This window comes from Mangrovibacterium lignilyticum (assembly GCF_010882175.1).
GTDB classification, from domain to species: Bacteria; Bacteroidota; Bacteroidia; order Bacteroidales; family Prolixibacteraceae; genus Mangrovibacterium; species Mangrovibacterium lignilyticum.
The window spans coordinates 659,518-684,290 of record NZ_WKLH01000002.1 but is presented as its reverse complement, the minus strand read 5'-3'; the positions used below and the strand labels follow the sequence as shown (position 1 = coordinate 684,290).

General features: G+C 45.2%; 12 protein-coding genes. 11 read left to right on the top strand and 1 reads right to left on the bottom strand.

Annotated elements, in window-relative coordinates; all coding sequences use genetic code 11:
- Nucleotides 1-73: 73 nt before the first annotated feature.
- A complete protein-coding gene (locus GJV22_RS22315; protein WP_262888217.1) occupies nt 74-208 on the bottom strand; it encodes a hypothetical protein in 135 nt (44 codons plus the stop codon).
- Between the two features lie 57 nt (nt 209-265).
- Here GJV22_RS22315 and GJV22_RS10115 point away from each other — a divergent pair, with 57 nt between their 5' ends.
- From GJV22_RS10115 to GJV22_RS10065, 11 genes are all read left to right on the top strand, one after another.
- Nucleotides 266-1,444, top strand: coding sequence for a FecR family protein (locus GJV22_RS10115; protein WP_163712505.1), 1,179 nt, complete (start codon nt 266-268; stop codon nt 1,442-1,444).
- A gap of 156 nt (nt 1,445-1,600) precedes the next feature.
- Nucleotides 1,601-4,852, top strand: coding sequence for a TonB-dependent receptor (locus GJV22_RS10110; RefSeq protein WP_205461824.1), 3,252 nt, complete (start codon nt 1,601-1,603; stop codon nt 4,850-4,852).
- Between the two features lie 21 nt (nt 4,853-4,873).
- Nucleotides 4,874-6,451 (top strand): RagB/SusD family nutrient uptake outer membrane protein, encoded by a 1,578-nt coding sequence (locus GJV22_RS10105; protein ID WP_163712500.1) that lies wholly within the window; start codon nt 4,874-4,876, stop codon nt 6,449-6,451.
- A 286-nt stretch (nt 6,452-6,737) separates the two neighbouring features.
- A complete protein-coding gene (locus tag GJV22_RS10100) occupies nt 6,738-9,569 on the top strand; it encodes a glycoside hydrolase family 2 TIM barrel-domain containing protein (protein WP_163712498.1) in 2,832 nt (943 codons plus the stop codon).
- 26 nt (nt 9,570-9,595) lie between these two features.
- On the top strand, nt 9,596-11,743 hold the full coding sequence (locus GJV22_RS10095; protein ID WP_163712496.1) for a right-handed parallel beta-helix repeat-containing protein: 2,148 nt from the start codon (nt 9,596-9,598) through the stop codon (nt 11,741-11,743).
- 15 nt (nt 11,744-11,758) lie between these two features.
- Nucleotides 11,759-12,481 (top strand): L-rhamnose mutarotase, encoded by a 723-nt coding sequence (locus GJV22_RS10090; protein WP_163712494.1) that lies wholly within the window; start codon nt 11,759-11,761, stop codon nt 12,479-12,481.
- Nucleotides 12,482-12,515: 34 nt separating this feature from the next.
- Nucleotides 12,516-15,233, top strand: a complete 2,718-nt coding sequence (locus GJV22_RS10085) for an alpha-d-galacturonidase (protein WP_205461823.1) — start codon at nt 12,516-12,518, stop codon at nt 15,231-15,233.
- 53 nt (nt 15,234-15,286) lie between these two features.
- A complete protein-coding gene (locus GJV22_RS10080; RefSeq protein WP_163712490.1) occupies nt 15,287-17,776 on the top strand; it encodes a glycoside hydrolase family 95 protein in 2,490 nt (829 codons plus the stop codon).
- Between the two features lie 6 nt (nt 17,777-17,782).
- Nucleotides 17,783-21,346 (top strand): malectin domain-containing carbohydrate-binding protein, encoded by a 3,564-nt coding sequence (locus GJV22_RS10075; protein ID WP_163712488.1) that lies wholly within the window; start codon nt 17,783-17,785, stop codon nt 21,344-21,346.
- A gap of 27 nt (nt 21,347-21,373) precedes the next feature.
- Nucleotides 21,374-23,647, top strand: a complete 2,274-nt coding sequence (locus GJV22_RS10070; protein ID WP_163712486.1) for a glycoside hydrolase family 31 protein — start codon at nt 21,374-21,376, stop codon at nt 23,645-23,647.
- Between the two features lie 24 nt (nt 23,648-23,671).
- Entirely contained in the window at nt 23,672-24,736 is a 1,065-nt protein-coding gene (locus GJV22_RS10065; protein WP_163712483.1) for a uroporphyrinogen decarboxylase/cobalamine-independent methonine synthase family protein, read from the top strand.
- Nucleotides 24,737-24,773: the final 37 nt, after the last annotated feature.

Here is a 24,773-nt window from a genome sequence, read left to right as displayed (position 1 = left end):
ATACATGGTTTATAGGCAGTTTGGAAAGAATCTTTTCCGGCTGCCTTTTTTTTGCTACAATGGTCGAGGACTGTTATACTGTTGAAAGGTCATTTCTCAGACAAGTTTGCAGGGGAAAACTATCGTTGATCGCTTGCTGCTGATAAGTAATTTCGGAGAGTGTCATGAATCGGAGACCGATGTGTTTTGCAGCATGTATTTTTTCCATAAATGTATGTCCACTTTTAAGCATTCTGTGCAACTAGAAGGTAAAGACACAAGACGAATGAAAAATTTGAAAGACTACATTGAGGATCCGAGATTTATTCGTTGGACGATGGATAATGATGTTGAAGCCAGTGCTTTTTACCAGAAGTACATGGAAGAACATCCTGAAGAAAAAGCCGCTTTGATAAAAGCCCATGAAGAGTTGTTGTTGCTCGCTGTTCGGAATAAATCAGTGTCAGAAAAAAGAAAGGATGCGATATACAGAAATATCCTGGCTCAAAAAACAATTGAGCAGGAGATCAAGACCAGGTTGTTGTATCGAAAGTTGCTGCCTTACGCCGCAGTAGCGCTTGTTTTCTTTTCGCTGGGGAGTTTAATCATGAAACTGACCGAGCAGGTGAACCCCCATTTTGTATCTGAACAGTTGTTGGTAAAAAGTGCAGCCAATAATACGACGATCTATTTGGCCGATGGCAGCAAGAAAGAAGTTAGTAACAGTGATTTGTTGATTGATTTTGTATCCGACCGAAAGCTTATTTTAGGGAACGACACGCTGGTGATGAGCGCCACGGGATCCGAAAATCGCGTAAATATGGTGGTTGTACCATACGGAAAGCGAGCAAGAGTAGGCTTGCCTGATAAGAGCCAGGTGCAGTTAACTGCCGGTAGTCGGATTCTAATTCCGGAACATTTCTCCAGAACAGACCGATCAGCCTATCTTTTGGGCGAAGCATTTTTCGACGTTTCCAAAGATCCGGATCATCCGTTTTTTCTCAATACAATATTGACTGAAATTAAGGTACTAGGAACCAGCTTCCGAGTGCAAGCATATGCCGATCTGCCTGAACAACGAACATTCCTGAGTGAAGGAAAGGTAATGATTCGCAACGCAGAACACTCGGTTCTTGCCGGGTGGACGGAAATGAAACCCAATCAGGAGGCATTAACAAATGGTGCGACAGGCAATACCCGCTTAGTGAAAGGCGACCAGAAGGCTTATTCCTCGTGGAAAAAAGGAATTCTTGAAATCAACGAGGAACCACTGGTTGACGTGATTGATAAGGTTGAGCACTATTTCAATATTACGATACAAATACCGGATCCTCAAATTCAAAGCCGTGTGATGAGCGGTAAATTGAACTTGAATGCCGAATTAAATGAAGTTTTTGAATACCTCGAAAATATTACTGATGGAAAAGTGAATAAAATCAGTGCAGGTGAATATGAACTGAACTAAATGAAAAAACCGGAAGATGGTGGCACATCCTCCGGTTTATGCCAGTTCATTGTAAACCAGCTGATTTAGTTATAATCTAAACATTTCAAATTTATGAAAAAAAAGTCATTAACTGACTTCCCTTTTAGGGGAAGCGTTAAAAAGTTATGTAGAATCATGAAACTAACCTTGTTGATTACGTTTTGCTTCGTAATCACAGCAGCTGCGAGCACCTATTCGCAGTCAACGAAGCTCAACCTGAAACTTAACAACTCAACTGTTAAGGAAATTTTAAACCAGATAGAATCTGAAAGCGATTTTGTTTTCTTATATAATTTGAATGAACTCGATGAAAGTAAGAGAGTTAATGTGGACCTGGAGAATGCTTCAATAGAAGAAGCTTTAGCAATCATTTTAAAAGATCAGAACCTGAAATATTCGATTTTCGATCGTCAGGTTATTATTCGGGAAGATGAGTCTTCCACTAAAGCTGGTAAATCAGCACAGCCACAAACCGTCACCGGACAAGTAAAAACAACCGGCGGAGAGCCGATTCCGGGTGCAACGATTGTAGTGAAGGGAACCAGCAATGGAGCCATCACCGATGTCGACGGAAATTTTTCGTTGGCTGATGTTCGAGAAGGGGATGTTCTCGTGATATCTTTTGTGGGTATGCAGAGTCAGGAAGTACTTTTCCACGGGCAGACCAGCCTAAATGTACTATTAGAAGAAGAAACAGTTGGTATTGAAGAGGTAATTGCCATTGGTTACGGTACGATGAAAAAGAGTGACCTGACCGGTTCGGTGACGCGCGTATCTGCGGATGACCTGGTAACGGTAAATGGATCAAATCCTATTCAGGCTCTTTCTGGACGTGCCTCCGGTGTAGCAGTGATGAATGCTGACGCTTCTCCTGGTTCTTCTCCAACTTTACGTATTCGTGGTAGCGGTTCTATTAGTGCCGGCAACGATCCGTTGATTGTTGTTGATGGCTTTCCGCTTGTCAATAACAACCTGAATGACATTAGCAGCAATGATATCGCATCAATGGAAATTCTGAAAGATGCATCTTCTGCCGCTATTTACGGTTCTCGTGGTGCAAACGGTGTAATTCTGATAACCACCAAAAGAGGTTCCAAAGGAGCTAACAACCTGGAGGTTTCCGGTTCGTTGGGTGTCAATACTCCGGCTCGTGTTCCGGAGATGTTGGGGCGCGAAGATTTTCTGGACTTCATCAATGAGGCTTATACATACTCCAATGGAATGCCGGTGTATTCTTCATCCAATCCGGCTCCGGCTTACGATACGGACTGGCAGGATGAAATTATGCGCGATAATTCATTGACTCAGGATTACTCAATCTCTTTCGCCGGTGGTAAAGACAAAACAACATACATGCTGTCTGGAAACCTCTACAATCAGGAGGGGATGGTTGAAGCTGCAGCGTTCAACAAACTATCTGTTCGCTCGAACCTGAGCCACGAGTTTAAACCTTGGTTGACTGTGGGTACACACATGCAAATCAGCCGTTCGCAACGTGATATCCGGACAGATCCGACAGAGAATATTTTTCGCTACGGATGGCCAACAGTGCCCGTCAAAAACCCGGATGGATCGTGGTATTACGCCACTGAAGATCCGGCAATCAGCTCTTATTTTGAAGGAACCTGGAATCCTGTGTCGGAAGCCAGCGAAGTAACAAACCAATTATCGAGTGATCGGGTATTGGGGGATGTGTATGCTGAGTTCAAGTTTTTGAAAAACTTCAAGTTTAAAACCAACTTTGGTGTTGATATCGCGAATGAAAAAGGCTACGAATATTACACGTCAAAATCGACTGCAGGTATCGGATCGGGTAGTACAGGTACTGGTGGACAAAGCAGTTACCGGAAGACCAGCCGCTTGACTGAAAATATTTTGAGTTATACGAATACTTGGAACGATGTTCATCGGCTTACGACTACAGGTGTTTACTCATGGCAAGATTACGACTACGAAAGCATGGAAATTTCTGGTAGCGGTTTTGTAAACGATGCTACAGGGGCTTACGATATGTCGTTATCCGATACCGAGAGCATTAGCTATGACACCGATAAATATTCCAATCGTTTGATTTCGTGGACTGCACGTGCAGCTTATTCATATGCTGACAAGTATTTGCTGACTGTTACCGGTCGTTACGACGGATCTTCGCGTTTTGGTAAAAACAACAAATGGGGTTTCTTTCCATCAGTTGGTTTCGGATGGCGAATTGACCAGGAAAACTTCATGGCTGACCAATCGGCGGTTACAAACCTGAAGTTGAGAACCAGTTATGGGGTAACCGGGAACCAGGAAATTGGTAACTACAAGTCGCTGTCTACACTGCAGTCGGTTTACTACATTTACAACGCGGTGCCAATTCTTGGTTTCACCGAAACGATTGGAAACCCCGATTTGAAATGGGAGCGCAACGTACAGTATAATGTTGGTTTAGATGTTAGCTTCTGGGATCGGTTGGACTTCAACCTGGACTATTATACACGCCGGACTTCAGATTTGCTGTACAATGTACCAATTCCAACGACTTCAGGGTATTCAAGCATGCTCGACAATATTGGCGAAGTGAAAAACTACGGTTTGGAATTGACGACACACGCCCGGGTAATCGATCGCGAACTGAAATTGGATGTGACGCTTAATGTTTCAAGCAATAAAAATGAAGTGGTGGAACTTTATGGTGATGTTGAGGAAATCAACCTGGGATCATCATCATCGGGCATTGCCAGTTACCTGAAAATCGGGGAGCCGGTAAACAGTGTTTGGGCACGCGAATCAGCCGGAATCATCAAGACTGATGAAGAGTTGGCAGCTTACCAGGAAATTCGTTCTTCCGCTCAGTTGGGAGAAGAAATGTATGTTGATCGCAACGATGATAAATCAATTAATTCAGCCGACTACATCAATATTGGTTCAACGATGCCGGATTTCTTCTACGGTATTTCAACCCGTTTGAGCTATAAGAATTTCACCTTGGATGTATTTGGACAAGGAGCTTCCGGAATCGCATCCAACGACGATGATAATTACTTGATTTATGGTGAGTACCAGATTCAGAACCGCAACTACCTTCCTACAAAATATGCCTATGAGCGTATGTGGAGCACTACAAATACCAATGGAAACATGCCTCGGGCAGGTGCGCAAGAAGCCTATCTAAGCGACAAAACCAATGGCGATTGGAAGTATTTCGTAATTCAAAATATCAAATTGGGATATGATTTCTCAAGCATCATCAAAAAGTATAATTGGGTTAATGAACTGTATTTCTATGTGAACGCTCAAAATTACGTCAACTTCGCCAACCACAGGGGATATAATCCGGAGAACGGCAATTCAAAATTTCCATATGCTAAAACCATGCTTTTCGGTGTAAGAGCTAAATTTTAATCTCAAAAATTAGAAAGACTTATGAAACTATTAAAATATATTCTTTTCAGTCTGGTAATCTTTAGCTTTACCTCATGTACTGACCTGGAAGAAGATCCGTATACCTTCCTCTCACCGTCTAATTTCTACCAGTCAGCTGATGATTTGGAAATGGCCCTAACCAGTGTGTATGACGGCTATCAGGAAACCTTTGTGCGCTATTACAAATACATTATGCAGTTGGAGGTGATGACCGAGTTTGGCGCTCCCGCTTATGCCAAAGACAATGTACATTTGTGGAACGTTTGGTCGGACATAAACAATGCCGATAAAATGGTCTTCGGAAACTGGGACGATGCCTACGCAACGATAAACCGCGCGAACTTGGTGGTTGGTCGTGGTGCTGATATTGATATGGATGAAGATTTGAAAGCGCAATATTTTGCTGAAGCTCGTTTCTTGAGGGCAGCGACTTATTTCAACCTGGTACGCATGTATGGTGGGCTACCAATTCCTGAAAGTTTTACAGAAGGGCTCGAAGGACTGGAAGTTTCACGTAGTACGGTTGAAGAAACCTATAACTATATTGTGGCTGATCTTGAGTATGCAATTGCAAATCTTCCTAAGAAATCGGAATACGCCTCAAGCGACGTTTGGAGAGCTTCGCAGGGAGCAGCGCAAGCTCTGCTCGGCGATGTTTACCTGACGATGGGAGATATGTTGTCGAATGACAGTTACTACCAGCAAGCCAAAGATTACCTGGGGGCTGTGATCCAATCGACTGAATATGAATTGGAACCCGATTTCAAAGATCTGTGGTATTGGTGGAACACTGGCAATAAAAACGGTGTCGAATCAGTATTTGAAATTCAATTTGGCAACTATGGTAACGAATACAACAACCTGCACGTGATGTTTGGAGTGAATATTACCGAAGCAACAATCGGTTGTTACATGTATCGTCGCTTTGGTCCGACCATCGACCACTACCTGTCATATAGCGACGATGATGCACGTAAGGAAGGGACATTTTTAACGCGATTCTACCAGACAGAAAAAGGAAATACATCGAATATTTTAGACACCCTTGTTTTTGTACCCGAAGACAAGGGATTTTATCCCGGAACCAGAGGTTGGAAAACAGCCTCACCCGGTAATATCAAATTTTACGACCGTACTGAAGAATCTGCCAGTTTGAAAAAGCCACAGGCCGATTTCTACGCCATTCGTTATGCCGATGTGTTGCTTAATTATGCCGAAGCGGAAAATAACCTGAACGGAGCATCGGCTGATGCATATGAGAAAATTGATATGGTTCGTACTCGTGCCGGATTAGATGATCTTCCTGCTGGTTTGAGTACAGAGCAAATGGCTGATTCGATCTACCGCGAGCGTGGCTTTGAATTGGTTGGCGAGGGGCAATTGTTCTTTGATGAACTGCGTACCAATCGCATTGGCGAGAATGTAAGTAATCATGTTGCATGGGGGGTAACACAGGGAATTTATATGTATACACCGTTGGAGTTTGTTCCTTCAAAGGATTTCTTGTTTAAGATTCCTCAGTATGACCTGGATTCAAACCCTGCATTGACACAGAACGATGATAATGTATCTCAATAGTTAGTGAAAAATTATATGGAGAGGGAGCTTTGGGCTCCCTCTTTGTTCTTTCGCGAATGAAGACCTCTATCCGATATTTTGAAAACAGATCACGCGAATAGATAATAAAAGATTGTTAATGGAAAGACCGGCTGATAACGTTTTCAAATATTTTGAATTAAATTGAGTTGTGGAACTGAGATTGTAACTGTTCTACTTTCGGATTATTTTCTTATTTCCCTTAAAAAAAATAACTAAATTAGCGGTTTACAAAGCATGTATCAATTCTAAACCTATTTTTATACTTATGAGATTGTCGATCAAATTACTTCTTTTGTTAGTTGTAAACGTTTACATTAGTCTGCAGGTTTCTGCCCAATCTACTGAGCTGGTTTACTTGTCGGGAACAGGCGTGGATAAGCAGGTTGAGTGGGATTTTTATTGCACAGCAGGTCGCAATTCCGGTGAGTGGACAAAAATACCTGTTCCATCCTGTTGGGAGCAAGAAGGATTTGGAGTTTATAATTACGGACATGCCAAAGATGAAGAGCGTCTGGATGAAAAAGGTTTGTATCGCTTCCAGTTCTCCGTACCAAAAGAATGGAATAAAAAGCAAGTCGAAATTGTTTTTCAGGGAGTGATGACCGATGCAAATGTGAAAGTTAACGGAAAATCAGCCGGTGTAGTCCACCAGGGAGCTTATTACCAATTTCAATACGATATCAGTAAGTTGCTGAAGTACGGACAGCAGAACCAGTTGGAAGTTACTGTAGCCAAGCATTCTAACAACGAATCGGTTAAAAAGGCTGAAGGACATGGTGATTATTGGATTTTCGGAGGTATTTATCGCCCGGTGTACCTGGAAGCAAAACCAGAGCAAAATATTGAACGTGTTGCTATTGATGCGAAAGCAGATGGCGAGTTCACAGCTGATGTATTTCTGACAAGTGTATCGAGTGCTGATGCCGTGAAAGCGCAGATTTACAGCCTCGAAGGGCAACCTGTAGGTGTCGCATTTTTTACTGAGCTTAAAAAAGGAGCAGATAAAGTACAGTTGCATGCTAAATTGAATGGCGTTGAAGCCTGGAACGCAGAATATCCGAAACTGTATCAGGTGAAATTTGAGCTGCAGGCTAACGGCAATACCGTTCATGAAAATACAACTCGTTTTGGATTCCGCACCGTGGAAATCCGCCAGCGAGATGGCGTGTATGTAAACGGCGTAAAAGTGAAATTTAAAGGGGTGAACCGTCACACATTCCGCGCGCAATACGGACGTGCATCGAGTAAGGTAATTAGTATCGAAGATGTGGAATTGATCAAATCCATGAATATGAATGCGGTTCGGATGTCTCATTACCCACCGGATTCACATTTTCTGGAAGTTTGTGATTCGCTCGGGCTTTTTGTGCTGGACGAGCTGACCGGTTGGCATGCAACTTACGACAACGAAGTAGGGCCTAAGCTGGTAAAAGAAATGGTGACGCGTGATGTGAATCATCCATCAATCCTGATGTGGGATAATGGCAATGAAGGCGGACATAATCCGGCATTCGATGAGCTGTTCACCCAATACGATATTCAAAAACGACTGGTAATTTATCCGTGGATGGAGCACAATGGCCTGGCCACACAACACTATCGGGGGTACGATTACGGTGCCGGAACCTTTTGGAATGGCCGGTTGATTACCATGCCAACTGAATTTCTGCATGGGATGTATGATGGCGGGCACGGAGCGAGTTTGTACGATTACTGGGAATACATTTGGAACAAACCCAAAGCAGCCGGTGGATTTCTGTGGGATTTGTTCGACCAGGGAATTTTGAGAACTGACAAGGAAGGCGAAGTCTACGACACTGACGGCAACCATGGTGCCGACGGAATTGTAGGACCGAAGCTGGAGCGTGAAGGGAGCTACTTCGCTATTAAAAAAATTTGGTGCCCGGTTCGTTTGGAAGACCTGGAAATTACGCCAACTTGGGAAAAGAAAATAGGTATCGAAAACCGGTATATTTATACTAACCTGAACGAATGCAATTTCAGCTATAAACTGCAAAAACTGCCTTTGCCTGGTCAAATGGTCATCCAAACAGTGGAAACAGGTAGCATTCCTGTACCGGATTTGAATCCGGGAGCAAAAGGACAACTGGTGATTCCGCTGTCGGAAAATTGGGCCGATTTTGATGTGCTGGAAATCACGGCAACCGATCGTTACGGAAAAGAACTATACACATGGAGTTATCCGCTGCATACTGCAGGTGAAGTTGCAAGTAATTTGGTGGAATCTGCATCAAACTCGGATAAATTGAGCCTGACTGAAGGGGATGATGCATTTGTGATTCAGGCCGCTAAGAACCAGTTTTCAATTAGTAAGAACAATGGGATGTTGCAGCAGGTGAAAAACGAAGAGGGTATCATTCCATTCAACCAAGGCCCGTCATTAAGCGCGGGTGTTACAGCCTTTAAGAATGTAGAGGCGAGAACCTCAAAGGATAGTATCGTTCTGATTAGTTCTTTTGAAACAGGAGATGCAGATTCATCACGGATGAAAGAATTCACCTGGACTTTTTACCCGAATGGCTGGGCCAAACTGCACATTTACTATTTCCCACCGGTTTACGATGTTGATTTCGACTTGATGGGAGTGGATTTCTCTTATCCGGAAGAATTGGTTGAAGGAGTAGAATGGTTAGGAAACGGCCCCTATCGCGTGTGGAAAAACCGGATGCAGGGAGCTGAATTCGGCTTACATCAGAAGGCTTACAACAATACAATAACAGGTGTTAGTCCGATTATTTATCCCGAGTTTAAAGGCTATCATTCCAATCTGTATTGGGCAAAAATACAATCAAAAGAACAATCATTTACAGTGGCAACATCAACAGATGATGTCTTTTTGAGATTGTACACACCGGCGCAGCCTGATCCGTTTGATCCTCGCGTTGTACCGGCTTTTCCCGGGGGTGACATCTCGTTTATGCAGGCAATCCCGGCAATCGGAACAAAATGTAACGAGGCTTGGAACATGGGGCCTGCAGGACAAAAAAATAAGTTTTTCGATTACGGACCCTTTGATGACTGGCGGATTCGCAGTCAGCAAATGACGCTGTATTTCAATTTCTCTTCAAACCAATAGTCGATTTCTACTAAAAAAAACAAACCATGAAACGATTTAAACTTAAAACCATACTTGCTTCGATACTGGTGGCGGCCTTTAGCTTGTCAGTATCAGCAGCTGATATTTGGGTTTCACCTAACGGTAAAGATTCCAATTCGGGTACTGAGAAAAAGCCCTTGTTAACCATCCGGAAGGCTTTGGAAAAGGCGAGAGAGCTTCGTAAGGAAAATCAATCGGCTGTCAAAAACGGCATTCAAATTATTTTGGCAGAGGGGACGTACGATTTAAATGAATCAATTGTAATTGGCCCCGACGATTCCGGTACAAAGGAGTCTCCAACAATCATCCGCTCAGCAGAGGGGGCCAAAGTTGTTGTGAGCGGTGGTGTTCAGGTAACCGGTTGGGAACAGTATGATGGCAACATTTACAAGGCCAGTCTGGATCGTGACACAAAGCTGCGTTCGTTGTTTGTAAATGGCAAACGGATGCATATGGCTGGAACAGATGTGCCGGTTAATGGTCTGGGGGATTGGGGAACCTTCGAAATCGACGGTGATGAAGATTGGGCTTTTGGTGCTGGCTCTGCGATAGACGGAATTAAGTTTGCTGCATCCGATATTCAGCCGTTTTCCAATGCTGACGATGTTGAGTTGGTACAATTCAATATCTGGACTGAGAAGATTTTGTGCGCTCGTGAAATGGAGCAGATTGCTGATACGACTGTGATCAAGCTGCAGCAGCCCTATGGCGCCATTGCAACAACCATGGCCTGGGCAGGCAAGATTAATTACGAAAAGAGTTTTGTGATTCGCAATGCTTTTGAATTACTGGATTCACCGGGAGAGTTCTATTTCGACCGTCATACAAAAACACTTTACTATTACAGTGATGGCGAAGACATGGCCACAGCTGAAGTGATTGCTCCGACAGTAGAGGGTTTAGTTGAAGTAAAGGGAAAATCGACTACAGACCGGGTCAAAAATATTCGCCTTGAAGGAATCATTTTTTCATACGACCATTGGTCGTTAATGGAAGTGGCCGGATCACATGGTTTGGCCGGTATTCAAAGTTTGGGCTTAGCAGTGAAATATATCCCCGGTGGAAATTGGCATACCACCGAATACAACAGTACAGATGTTCCACCCGGAACAATTCAGGTTGAAAATGCCGAAAATATTGAGTGCGTTCGAAATCGCTTCGTTGGCATTAGCTCAGGTACTGCCATCAATTTGGTAAATGATGTAACAGACAGCCGGGTAGAAGGAAACTATTTTCAGGACTTGCTCGGGAATGCTGTTAACGTAGGACACCCGCAGCACTATAAGATTGGCGATGCTATATCCGGCGAAAGCGCTGCCGTGCAACATGGCGATCTGCTGCTCGCTGATGCAGGTTCAGTGATCAATGGCAATGACAACAACCGTGACGATGCTACTTATTCATATACGTCATCGAATGGCGATACCTATGTACCCACATACAAACCAGGTGATGGCGCCATTTACCTGGCCGGCATAGAAGGGCTGTGCGAAAACAATCAAATAGCCAATAATTATTTGCGGAATGTAAGTCTCGATTTCCGGCAATTCGAAGGGATTACAGCTTTTTTCGTGGCGAATACAAAAATAGAGCACAACGATATTGAGTGGACACCCTACGGAGCCATTGTTTGCGGTTGGTGGTGGGGGAACTCTGAGATTCCGGCATCGACCGTTGCAAAGAATAACAGCATCAGTTTCAACAGAGCCGGTAATACGCACCAGGTATTAGATGATGGTGGAATTATTTACCTGCTTGGTGAGCAACCGGGAACGGTGGTCGAAGGTAACTACATATTTAACGGGCCACGTTGTATTTATCCTGACGATGGATCTGCTTATCTGACCATTACACGAAATGTGATCGGTAACGATAGTTACAAATGGATGTGGTTGCACCTGTGGACTAAGCGGTGCCACGATATTACTGCTCGCGAAAATTATGTAAAAAATAACCTATTGATGGACAATGGTACGAACGATATCATTGAAGAAACCTACGCTTTTCGCGAAGATGAATTTCCGGAGGTAGCACAGAAAGTAATCGAGAATGCGGGAATTGAGGATGAGTACAAAGATATTATCCCGGAAGAAGAACCTGAACGAATCAGCATTCACCCGAAAGGTTTTAAAGAACGCGATGTATTCCATTAAACGGAAGTCAAGAATATGAAAAAGATCAATTTAATTCGAGTTTTCGGAGGATACTTCATTTTGCTCCTCTTGGCTTCCTGTAATCAGTCCGGTAAAAAGGTAACAGTAGCCGGAGAGGAGTCAACAGCGGAAAGTTACCGGGTTGCCATTGAGTTGATTCTGGAAGAGGAACCGCTTGTTGATTCTCTTGCGGACCAGCTGGGCGAAACAGGATTGGATAGCTATCGCTGGAAAAACCACTTGGTGCTGTTTGGAGAAGCTGCCGATACAAGCGGCCTGAGCAAGAAGATTTTAAAAACAGGAATCAAGCTGCAGATAAAATATTACAACGCACCCTTTTACGCATTTGATCGGACAAAGGATTGCGGCGATAGCTCGGTTGTGAAACCTTGGCGCGATTACCTGCTGACTGCTAATCTGGTTGACGATTCGGTGGCGCAGGCTGAGTACATCCACTACCATGCTGTTCAGTTTGACGAGTGGCCCGAGGTGGCAGAAGGTTTTTGCTATGCCGGCTTTCAACAATTGCTGGTTTTCAGAACAGGTCGCCAATTGATGCTCGTCATTTCAATTCCAGCAGATAAAACCCTTGATGAGCTTGATCCCAAAACGGTGGAAAACAATCCCCGCATGGTCGAGTGGAACAACATCATGAGTAAATACCAGGAAGGAATAGAAGGAACAGAACCTGGTGAAACCTGGGTTTTTCTGGATCCTGTTCAACCGAGGGAAAAGTAACGACAATCATTCAATTTGAAATAACAGAAAACGGATGAATTTTCAACGAATAAAACACAGTTTATACCTTCTTGTTACCCTGATTACGTTCTGGGCTTGCACTGGAAAAGGGAAAGTAGTCATCGTATCAGAACAAAGCAGCCCGCGCGAAAAGTACGCCGTTGAGCAGCTTTCAGCCCGGTTGTCAGTAGCCGGTTATCAGGTTGAAATTACTACAGTTGCGGATGATACAAAAGACGCGAAAATTATCCTGCAACAGATTCAAAAAGATACAACGAAGGTGGATGATGGTAGAGCTAATTTGTCAGAAGAGGCCTATGCCATCGAAAGTAAAGGCAGCAACATTCAGGTGACCGCTACCGGAATCAGCGGGATATTATATGGTTGTTTGTATCTGGCCGATCAGTTGAAAGAAAAGGGAGAACTTCCTGCTGACATCAATTTGGCCGATCAGCCGGAGATGGTCATGCGCGGTACTTGTATCGGACTGCAGAAAACAACTTATTTGCCGGGAAGGGGCGTTTACGAATATCCCTATACACCGGAGAATTTTCCTTGGTTTTACGACAAAAAGCTTTGGATCAAGTATCTCGATATGATGGTTGAAAACCGCTATAATTCCTTGTATTTGTGGAATGGCCATCCATTTGCCTCACTCGTGAAGCTGAAAGATTATCCGTATGCCGTTGAGGTCGACGATGCAACCTTTGAAAAGAATAAGGAGATGTTTGCGTTCCTGACCAAAGAGGCAGATAAGCGGGGGATCTGGGTGATTCAAATGTTCTATAATATCATCCTTTCCAAACCGTTTGCCGAGCACAACAACCTGAAAACGCAGGATCGCAGCCGGCCAATCACGCCTTTGATTGCTGATTACACGCGGAAAAGTATCGCCGCCTTTATCGAAAATTATCCGAATGTTGGTTTGCTGGTAACTTTGGGTGAAGCGATGAATACCATTGATGACGATGTGGACTGGTTCACCAAAACCATTATCCCCGGTGTTCAGGACGGCCTGAAAGCTTTGGGATCTGACCACGAACCTCCGATTGTGTTGCGTGGGCACGACACCGACGCCAAACGCGTGATGGGCGCCGCTTTGCCGATTTATAAAAACCTGTACACGATGTTTAAGTACAATGGTGAATCGCTCACAACATATACGCCGCGTGATTCCTGGTCATCTATTCCGACGGCGCTTAGCCAGCTGGGATCGGTGCATATTTCAAATGTGCACATCTTGGCCAATCTGGAACCATTCCGCTATGGTTCGCCCGACTTCATTCAAAAGAGTGTACAGGCTATGCACCGTGATCAGGGAGCAAATGGTGTGCATGTATATCCACAGGCTTCATACTGGGATTGGCCATACTCGGCCGATAAAACCGACAACAGGTTGCTGGAAATGGATCGCGACTGGATCTGGTATGGCGCCTGGGGACGTTATGCCTGGAAAGCGAAGCGTGACAGCCTGGAGGAAGTGAATTACTGGTCGGGGAAGTTGAATGAATTTTACGGCAGCAAAACAGCCGGTGAAAACATTTTGACGGCTTACGAAGAAAGTGGTGAAATTGCACCTAAGCTGCTGCGCACATTCGGGATTTCGGATGGTAACCGCCAGACTTTGTTGCTGGGTATGTTTATGGGGCAATTAGTCAATCCGCAGAAATACAATGTATACAGCAACTTCTGGACATCGAGCGGCCCTGTGAAAGAAGTGTTGCAGGTTTATGCTGAAAAGGAATTTAAAGGTGAAGCGCACGAAGGTGAAACTCCGTCGGGAATTATCGACGAAGTGACTGCGAATGGGCGGAAAGCGGTGGAAGCTATCGATGCCGTTTCAACCCAAATCACAGAGAATACAGTGGAGTTTGCACGACTTCAAAACGATATGCACTGCTACCAGGCTTTTGCCGATTGCTTTGCCGAGAAGGTGAAAGCGGCCATGTTGGTACTCAAGTACAAGTATTCAAACAAAATTGATGACCTGGAATTTGCATTGCCGCATTTGGTGAAGAGTTTGGAGCATTATCAAAAGTTGGTTGATCTCACTAAAGACACTTACCTGTATGCGAACAGCATGCAAACAGCCCAACGTCGCATTCCGATTTCGGGGATCGACGGAACCAATAAAATATGGGAGGAACTGTTGCCACATTATCAAACGGAGGTCGATAACTTCAAGCGCAATTTGCAAATGCTGAAGGACAATGTTGGAGAAGTGAAGTCTGATTACCCACAATTGAAGTCGGTTAATGTACAGGTCCTCAATGCAGGCGTGAAACGCTATCCATTGACCCCAGGCGAGAAGGTGTACACCGACAATAAAGCGACAATAGCAGCAGTAGCTGACGAATTAAACGGCTTGTCGGGCGTGAAATTTTCGGATAATGAGCAGCGCGAAAACGGAACTGTTCTTCGCTTTAAATCTGAAAAATCGGTGAAGGTAGTGGTGGGCTATTTTAACACAAACAGCTACACCGTTTTAGAACCACCAACGCTCGAAACGAATGCAAATGCCAACGATCGCGGACAGGCAGATATTAAAATTGCCAATGCGATCGACCTGCCGGGATTGTACCCGGTGAATGTTTACACCTATCGCTTTGACGCCGGTGAGCAGGAATTGGGTTTAGGTAAAGGCCGGGTGCTGATTCTGGGCTTTATGGATGCAGGACAAGACATTGAAATTCACGATGCCGGTATGGTCGATGATCCGAATGGACCGGCCGTTGACTGGCTTTTCTATTAAGCACAAACAAAAGAGATACCAGGTTAATAGACCGGAGACGAAAAATAATAAAGATGAAAAGAATAAGAATAGCTAGCGGATGTGTGAGGAGGCGTGTTTTAATACTGCTGACATTGGTTTGTTTTGGATTAAGCGGAATGGCACAGTCCGATGGCAAGATGAAGCTTTGGTATAAACGACCGGCTTCAAATTGGAATGAAGCGCTCCCGATTGGGAACGGACGCTTAGGTGCGATGGTATATGGAGGAACAGATGTTGATCAGATTCAACTAAATGAAGAAACCGTTTGGTCGGGAGGCCCAAACCAAAATATTAATCCGGAAATTGCTGATGTAATGCCGGAGATTGTTAAGTTGTTCTTCGAAAGAAAGTACCAGGAAGCTGACGGTTTGGCCAATGCGGAAAAGCGTTCCCCTAATAACGGGATGATGTACCAACCTGTTGGTAACCTGTGGTTGACTTTCCCTGAGCAAGGTGAAGTGAAGAACTACTACCGCGAGCTTGATATTGAAAATGCCGTTACGAAGGTGGAGTATCGCCTGAACAAGGTGAACTATTCCCGTGAGTACATCGCTTCACTCGATAACAACACCATCATGGTGAACCTGACAGCTGACGAAGAAGGAAAGATCAACTTCAAAATGGGACTCGATTGCGGCCTTCGCAGTCGTGTGAACATGGAAAAGGATTCAACCATTCATTTGTCGGGAATTACCGATGATCACGAAGGAGAAATTGGACGGGTTCGCTTCCACGCGCTGGTTAAACCTCAGATCGATGGCGGCCAGATGATGTTGGACGGCAATGAGTTGATTATTACCGGAGCAAACAGAGCAACGGTTTTCATTTCAATAGGAACGAATTTCATTAACTACAAGGATATTAGCGGCGACGGACTGGCGAAAGCTGAAGATATTTTACACGAAGCGATGTCTGGTGATTTTGAAAATTCAAAAGCGAAACATGCGGAAATCTACAAAAGCTATTTCGATCGTGTAAGCATTGATTTAGGCGATAGTGAAGCCTCTGCTTTTCCAACTGATATTCGGGTTGAACGCTTTAAAGGTGGCGACGATCCGCAGCTGGTAAGCTTATACTTTCAGTTTGGCCGTTACCTGATGATCTCGGGTTCGCAACCAGGTGGACAGCCATTGAACCTGCAAGGGATCTGGAACGATCGGGTAACACCTCCCTGGGATAGCAAATATACCTGTAACATTAATGCTGAAATGAACTACTGGCCAGCCGAACTGACCAACTTGTCGGAACTGCATGAGCCCTTTCTGAATATGGTAAAAGAGTTGTCGGTGAGTGGACAGGAAACTGCCCGCGTATTATACAATGCTCGTGGTTGGGTACTTCACCACAATACCGATATTTGGCGGGTGACTGGCCCTATTGACTGGGCACGGTCGGGTATGTGGCCAACCGGCGGGGCATGGGTTTGCCAGCATTTGTGGGAGCACTATCAGTATACAGGCGACAAAAGCTTCCTTAAAGAAGTCTATCCGGCGATGAAAGGTGCTGCAGAATTCTTGCTGGATATCTTGATTGAAGAACCTGAGCATGGTTGGTTGGTGATTGGCCCTTCTGTGTCGCCCGAAAACAGCTATTTACCGGGTATTAATGTTGGAGTAGGAAATACCTGCGACAACGAACTGGTATTCGACCTTTTCTCAAATGTCATTGAGGCATCCAAAATATTAGATACAGATACGGCATTTGCCGATACGTTAGCAACGACAAAAGATCGTTTGCCGCCCCTCCAAATTGGAAAAATCAGTCAATTACAGGAATGGATTAAAGATTGGGACCGGGCTGATGATAATCACCGTCACGTTTCGCATTTGTATGCTGTGTTCCCGAGTAACCAAATTTCACCATTCCGCACACCCGAGTTATTTCAGGCTGCCAAAAACTCATTGGAATATCGTGGCGACGAGTCTACAGGCTGGTCAATGGGCTGGAAAGTGAATTTGTGGGCTCGCTTCCGCGATGGTAATCATGCTCTGAAATTAATTGGTGATCAGTTGTCGCCTTCTGTACCTCCGGGTGGCGGAAAAGAGCACGGTGGCACTTATCCGAACCTGTTTGATGCACATCCACCTTTCCAGATTGATGGCAATTTTGGATGCACTACAGGTATTGCCGAAATACTAATGCAAAGCTACGATGGTTGTATCGACATTCTTCCGGCTTTGCCTGATCAGTGGAAGGATGGAGAGATTGCCGGGCTAGTGGCTCGCGGAGGTTTTGAAATCGATATTAAATGGGAAAACGGAAAAGTTGCCGAAGTGGAGCTGCTTTCAAAATTGGGTGGTAATTGTCGTATCCGTTCGCTGAATCAGTTAATGAGCAGTAACGGGAAGAAGTTAATAGTTGCTCAGGGAGAAAATGAAAATCCGTTCTACCAACTGAGTGAGGTGAAAAAGCCTTTGATTTCAAACAAAGCAAAACTGGAACCGGTGAATCTGGCGGAGACTTTTAGCTACGATCTGCCAACGGAAGCCGGAAAAACGTACATCCTGAAACTAGCAAAATAGAGATTCATGATTGGTCGATTAAAACATAAAAATAGAAGTCGAATAGCGCAACTTGTTAAGGGTGGTGTTTTGGCATTTACCTGCTTGCTGAATGCACAATTCAGCAATGCCCAACCACTGGATAAACAGCAGCCGGTGCGAAAGCAAGTTAACTTAAACGAGCAATGGAGAACGCTTTTGCTCGATGAAGAGAAAGCATTCGTTTATTATTCTGACAATCGCTTTTCAGAGAGTGACTGGAAACCGGTTGATGTGCCGCACAACTGGGATGATTACGCAGGCTATCGACGGATGGTTCATGGTAATTTGCACGGCTCAGCTTTGTATCGAAAGAACCTGACAGTTGACAAGCTGGAACAGGATAAACAGTATTTTCTGTGGTTTGAGGGGGTGGGATCTTATGCTACTGTTTGGCTCAATGGCGACTCTATCGGTTACCATGCCGGGGGGCGCACAAGTTTTACGCTCGACATTACCAAAGCACTAAAAGCCGGCGACAATGAACTGCTGGTGAAAGTAGATCATCCAACCGAAATTCGCGACCTGCCTTGGGTTTGCGGCGGTTGTAGCGCCGAGTGGGGATTCTCTGAGGGATCACAGCCTTTAGGGATTTTTCGACCTGTTCACTTGATTGTAACCGATAAAGTTCGAATCGAACCCTTTGGTGTGCACATTTGGAACGACAATAATGTCAGCGAAAAAGAAGCTGAACTGAACCTGACAACAGAGCTTCGTAACTACGGTTCACAGCCACAAAAGCTGAAAGTTGTCAGCCGCTTATTGGATGTTGATGGCCAGCTTGTAAAAGAAGTTGTCTCAAAAATTACCGCAAAACCGGGAGTTACAGACACTATCAGTCAGCAGCTCACATCAATCGAAAACCCAATTCTTTGGTCGATCGAAAATCCGTATTTGTATACGGTTGAAACGTCGGTTTACAAAGGCAAAGAATTGCTGGATAAACTGGGCACCCCCTACGGTATCCGATGGATAGAATGGGATGTGAATCACGAAGGTGCAACGAACTGCTTTTACCTGAACGGAAAGCCGGTTTACATTAACGGAACTGCCGAGTATGAACACCTTATGGGCCGTAGTCATGCTTTTACCGATAAGCAAATTAAAGCCCGCGTTCAACAAATTGTGGGCGCCGGTTATAACTCGTTTCGAGATGCTCACCAACCGCATAACTTCCGATACCAGGAATATTGGGATAGCCTGGGAATTTTGTGGTGGACCCAGATGGCTGCACACATTTGGTTCGATAATCCCGATTTTAAGAAGAATTTTAAGCAGCTGATGACCGACTGGGTGCGCGAGCGCCGAAACAGTCCGTCTGTTATCCTATGGGGACTTGAAAACGAGAGTACTCTCCCAAAAGAATTTGCTGAGGAATGTACAGACTTAATCCGCAAGTTGGATCCAACAACCAGCTCACAACGATTGGTAACAACTTGCAATGGAGGGGAAGGAACCGACTGGAATGTCATTCAAAACTGGTCGGGAACCTACGGCGGAAAGCCGTTTGAATACGACCAGGAGCTTTCGAAACAATTGCTGAACGGAGAATATGGAGCATGGAGAAGTATTGATTTTCATACCGAAGGGGACTTTGAACAGGATGGTCCGTGGAGTGAAGACCGTTTCAATTTGCTGATGGAGACAAAGATTCGTCTGGCTGAAAAAGTGAAAGATCGTGTTTGTGGACAGTATCACTGGTTGTTGAATTCGCATGAAAATCCCGGGCGCACACAGGGAGGTGAAGGATTTCGTGAGCTGGATCGCGTCGGTCCGGTGAACTACAAAGGATTGCTTTCGGCCTGGGGTGAACCACTCGACGGATATTACATGTTTCGCGCAAATTATGCGCCCAAAGAGACCGAGCCGATGGTTTACATTGTATCGCACACATGGCCCGATCGCTGGACGGAACCTGGCCTGAAAAACGGCATTCGGGTATTCTCTAACTGCGACGAAGTTGAATTGTTTAACGGCGTTCGTGAAATATCGTTTGGAAAGCAAAAGAATCCGGGACGAGGCCATCACTTTGTGTTTAATGATGTCGACATTCAAAATGATGTACTAATGGCTGTTGGCTATGTTGATGGCAAAGAAGTGGCGCAGGATGTAATCGTATTGCATCATCTTCCCGAGGCTAAAAATATTGAATTGTTGGCTGGTAAAATTGCACCGGAACAAGGGAGTCAAGGTCGCAACTACATCTATCGGGTAAATTGCGGAGGAGCAGACTATGCCGACCAATCGGGAAATACCTGGATGGCTGATGTTCGCTGGGATGGCGGTGACAGCTGGGGATCGCGCAACTGGACGGACGATTATCCCGGCTTACCGGCTTTCTATGGTAGTCAACGCCAAACTTACGATCCAATACAGGGAACGAAAGAGTGGCCGTTGCTGCAAACCTTCCGTTACGGGCAACATAAACTGGGTTATCATTTTCCGCTGGAAGATGGCGATTACGAACTGGAGCTGTATTTCATAGAGCCTTGGTTTGGTACCGGCGGTGGTGCTGTTTGCGAAGATTGGCGGGTATTTGATGTGGCTGTTAACGGTGAAGTTGTGTTGAAAGACCTCGACATCTGGAAGGAAGTAGGTCACGACCGTTTGCTGAAAAAGAAAATTCCAGTTTCGATAACCGATGGCCAATTGGATCTGTCGTTTCCAACCGTAAAATCAGGGCAAGCTGTGATTTCAGCTATTGCCATTTCAACTGTCGACAACACGTTAAAAGCTGCACCGGCATCTAAAACGCTCATTCAACCTAGCACAAAAAACAAAAGCTGGACCGCTGAAAATTGGTTGAATACAGGTGAGTCAATTGATGGCGCCGGTACTTGTTTATTTTCGTCATTAGCACCAGTGCTCTATGGTACTGAGTGGTTGAAACCTGGAAATGTCGAAAATGCGGAAAAACTCGAATTCTCGGTTGCTGCCGAGGCTGATATTTACCTCGCTTTAATTGATACCAATTTAATCCCCGATGGATTTAGAATATCTCCTAAGACAGGTGTGAAGATTACCCGGAATGGTGAAATTGAATACCAATTGTACCAAAAAAGAATAAAGGCAGGAGAACCCGTGACGCTTGATGCAAACCAGGGATCTGTTGCCTGTGCTTTGGTTGCTGCTGTTCCGGTTAGTACGCTGGACGATGCCCGTGATTTACGTCCTTCGGTGACCTACCAGGCAACTGATGCTGAAGGAAACGGCAATACGGTGTTGGAGGAATATTTGGAGCAGCCGGCACAAAAGCTGTTGAAAGCTGGTGACGAAGCAATCTTTACCTTCCAGGTTGGACTGGCCTCGAAATACGGGTTGGAGTTCCGTTTTTCAAACCCTTACGAAGAAGATATTCCGGTAGAAATGTCGATTGAAAGTAAAGACGGTCGTCCAATGAGTTCGATGGATCTGGAATTCGTTCCGGCCATAAACCGCTGGCGAAGTCTCCGGACAGATACCGGGACGATCATCAATGCCGGAACCTATAAATTGAAATTGAAATTGAAAAAAGACGGGCCGCTGTGGTTCCGCTTTGTAAAAGTACAGTAAGCCTTTCGACCTAAATAAAACCAATTAATGAAACGAACCAATTATCAACTAATCGATTTCCTGGATTTCGACCCTGCCTTCAAGGGGGACGAGTTCCTTTGGAAATGTGGAGAACCGCTCGCTGTTCGGGAGGAACAAGGCGATGCGGTGATAGAAATACCCTTTCAGCGCCAAAAAGCACAAAACGACTTGGAGCCCGACACTGACTGTCCTGTACAAATGGCGAAACTTCGTATTCGGGCATATGGCGATAAAATTTTACGGGTGGCATTTGGCTTTGAGAATGCTGAATTGCCAGGTTCCGAGATCCTGCACTTTCATACTGATGTTCAGCAAAAAACTTTAAAAGTTATTGAAGATACTGATTGCTGGAAAATACAAACAGCCGATGGCCAATTAAAAGCATCGATCAACCGCAAAGCGTTTCAACTGGACTATTGGAGCGATTTGTTACCGGCAGCTTCCAAAGGTTTGGAGTTGGTGTTATATCCCGATGCAGAAAAGGAAATTCGGATAAGTGCCTACGACCAGTTTTTTCCTGCCCGCCACGATGCATTTGCATTGGCCTATGTTGAGAAGGAAGGGGAAACACGATGTACAACATTGTCGTTTCATTGCGAGGCTGACGAATGTTTTGCAGGAACCGGTGAACGTTTTACCAAAATGGACCTGGCCGGACAAACATTCCAGTTGAAAAATCAGGACGGGCAGGGCGTGAATAATCGCCGAACGTATAAAAATGTGCCTTTCCTGTTGTCGAGTCGGAAGTATGGTGTTTTCATGCATACATCAGCTTATTCGAAGTTTTCCATCGCCGACCATTCCAGTCGCTCAGTGCAGCTGATGAGTGAAGAACCGGTATTGGATCTGTTCTTTTTAGGTGGCGACACACCTGAAGAAATTTTATATAACTATCGCTGCCTGACAGGTTTTCCAACCAAGCTTCCCTTGTGGAGTTTTGGTACCTGGATGAGCCGTATGACATATTTTTCAGAGGAAGAGGTGAATGAGATTTGCCGTCGTTTGCGTGCCGAAGATTTTCCTTGTGATGTGATTCATTTAGATACCGGCTGGTTTCGCACGGATTGGCTTTGTGAATGGAAATTCAACCCGGAGCGTTTTCCCGATCCAAAGCGGTTTATTAAAAACTTGCGGGAGGACGGCTACAAGGTGAGCTTGTGGCAAATGCCTTATATTGCCCGGGAGGCTGAGCAATGTGAAGAAGCATTGCAGAACAAGTACATGTGTATTCTTGAGCAAAGCGAAAAGCAAGGCGGGTCTAACTTTAGTGCATTGGACTACGCAGGCACCATCGATTTTACTTATCCCAAGGCTGTAGAATGGTACAAGGGATTGCTGAAGGAACTGCTCGATATGGGCGTGTTGTGTATCAAAACCGATTTTGGTGAAGACATACATATGCAGGCTAAATACCACGGTATGGAGCCTGAAAAACTCAACAACTTATATGGTTTGCTTTATCAAAAGGCAGCTTACGAGGTGACCAAAGAAATAACCGGTGACGGTATTGTTTGGGCGAGGGCCGGCTGGGCTGGTTGCCAGCGTTACCCGCTGCACTGGGGAGGCGACTCAGCCTGTTCCTGGGATGGACTGGCCGGATCGCTAAAAGGAGGATTACACATCGGTTTGTCCGGCTTTGGTTTCTGGAGCCACGATGTGCCGGGCTTTCACAGCGTCCCCGATTTTATGAACTCGGTGGTGCCTGATGATCTGTATGTGCGCTGGACCCAGTTCGGTGTGTTTTCATCGCACCTGCGTTATCATGGAACCTCCAAGCGCGAGCCCTATGAATATCCTGCTATTGCCGGAATCGTTCGGAAATGGTTGAAATTACGCTATGCAATTCTGCCTTATTTAGTGGAGCAAAGTGACAAAACAACGCAAACCGGTTACCCGGTGTTGCGGGCCTTGATCTTCCATCATGCCAATGATAAAATGTGCTGGCACATCGACGACCAGTATTATTTCGGTGATGATATGATGGTTGCCCCGGTGATGAACAGTGCCAATAAACGCGACGTGTATTTACCGGAAGGCGAGTGGGTAAATTTGTTCTCTGGGGGGCAATTAACCGGCGGCAAATGGCTGAAGAATTTCGACTGCCCGCTGGATGAAATGCCTGTGTGGGTGAAAGCCGGTGCAAAGATCACTGTTTACCCGGAACCGGTCAGCAATACCGATGAAATGGATTTTGCCAGAACTGAAAAGCTTGTATTCGATCAAACTTACAGCGGCCTGGGCAACAGTATCCTTGCCAACCTGCTCAAAGTCCAAAAATAACGTTAAACCAAAACTAACTGAAACATGAATACCTGGAAAAAAAATTGGGAGGAATCCAAGAAACATTATACTGATTGGTGGAATGGTAAAGGCATTGTGCTGAGTATGTGGGAACACCTGCAGGAAGGTGTTACACCTTACGAGAATATTGCACAACCTGCAGCACCTCAAAATCTGCAACAATACTGGTTCGACCCCAAATGGCGGGCCGACAATTTGCACTACTTGCTGTCTCGCAGCTCCTTTTTAGCCGACATTCCACCGATTGCCAATACGCACTTGGGCCCCGGCTCGCTGGCCGCGTTGATGGGAGCAGAACTGGATGGCGGAGAAGATACCATCTGGATCCGCCATAAAGCCGGAACAGAAATGAAACTGGAGTTTGATGAGAATCACCCGATGTGGAAACTGCATGTCGATCTGTTGAAAGCTAGTAAAGCCAATGCACAGGGCAAATACTATGTCGGCTGTCCCGACCTGGTTGAAGGGCTGGATGTGCTGGCCAGTATTCGCGGCACGCAGGAGGTGTTGATGGATATGATGATGCAGCCGGATGAATTGGAGCAACAACTAGCTCAGATCAATAAGGTGTATTTCGAGGTGTTCAACCGGATTTACGATATCATCCGCGAGGGCGATGAAAGTGCCTTTTGCTATTTCTCGCTTTGGGCACCGGGCAAGGTTGCCAAAGTCCAGTCTGATATTTCCATCATGATCTCGGAAGAGGATTACCAGCGCTTTGTCTTTCCATTTATCAAGGAGCAATGCGAGAAAATCGACTACACCCTTTATCATTTGGATGGAGTGGGAGCACAGCGCCACCTGGATATGCTGCTTGATATTCCGGAGCTGAATGCCATCCAGTGGACCCCCGGGGTTGGTGAGCCACAAGGCGGCGATCCCTGCTGGTTTGACCTGTATAAGAAGATTCTGGCTGGTGGGAAATCGATCATGGCCAACTGGGTAACACTGGATGAACTGGAGCCGCTGTTGGACAATGTCGGTAACCAGGGAATGCATATCAATGTTGACTTTAAAAACGAGAAAGACATTGAAGCGGCCATGAAAATCATTGAAAAATATCGATAGTAACTCAAAACTGTAAACTTTTAACTTAAAACTGTAG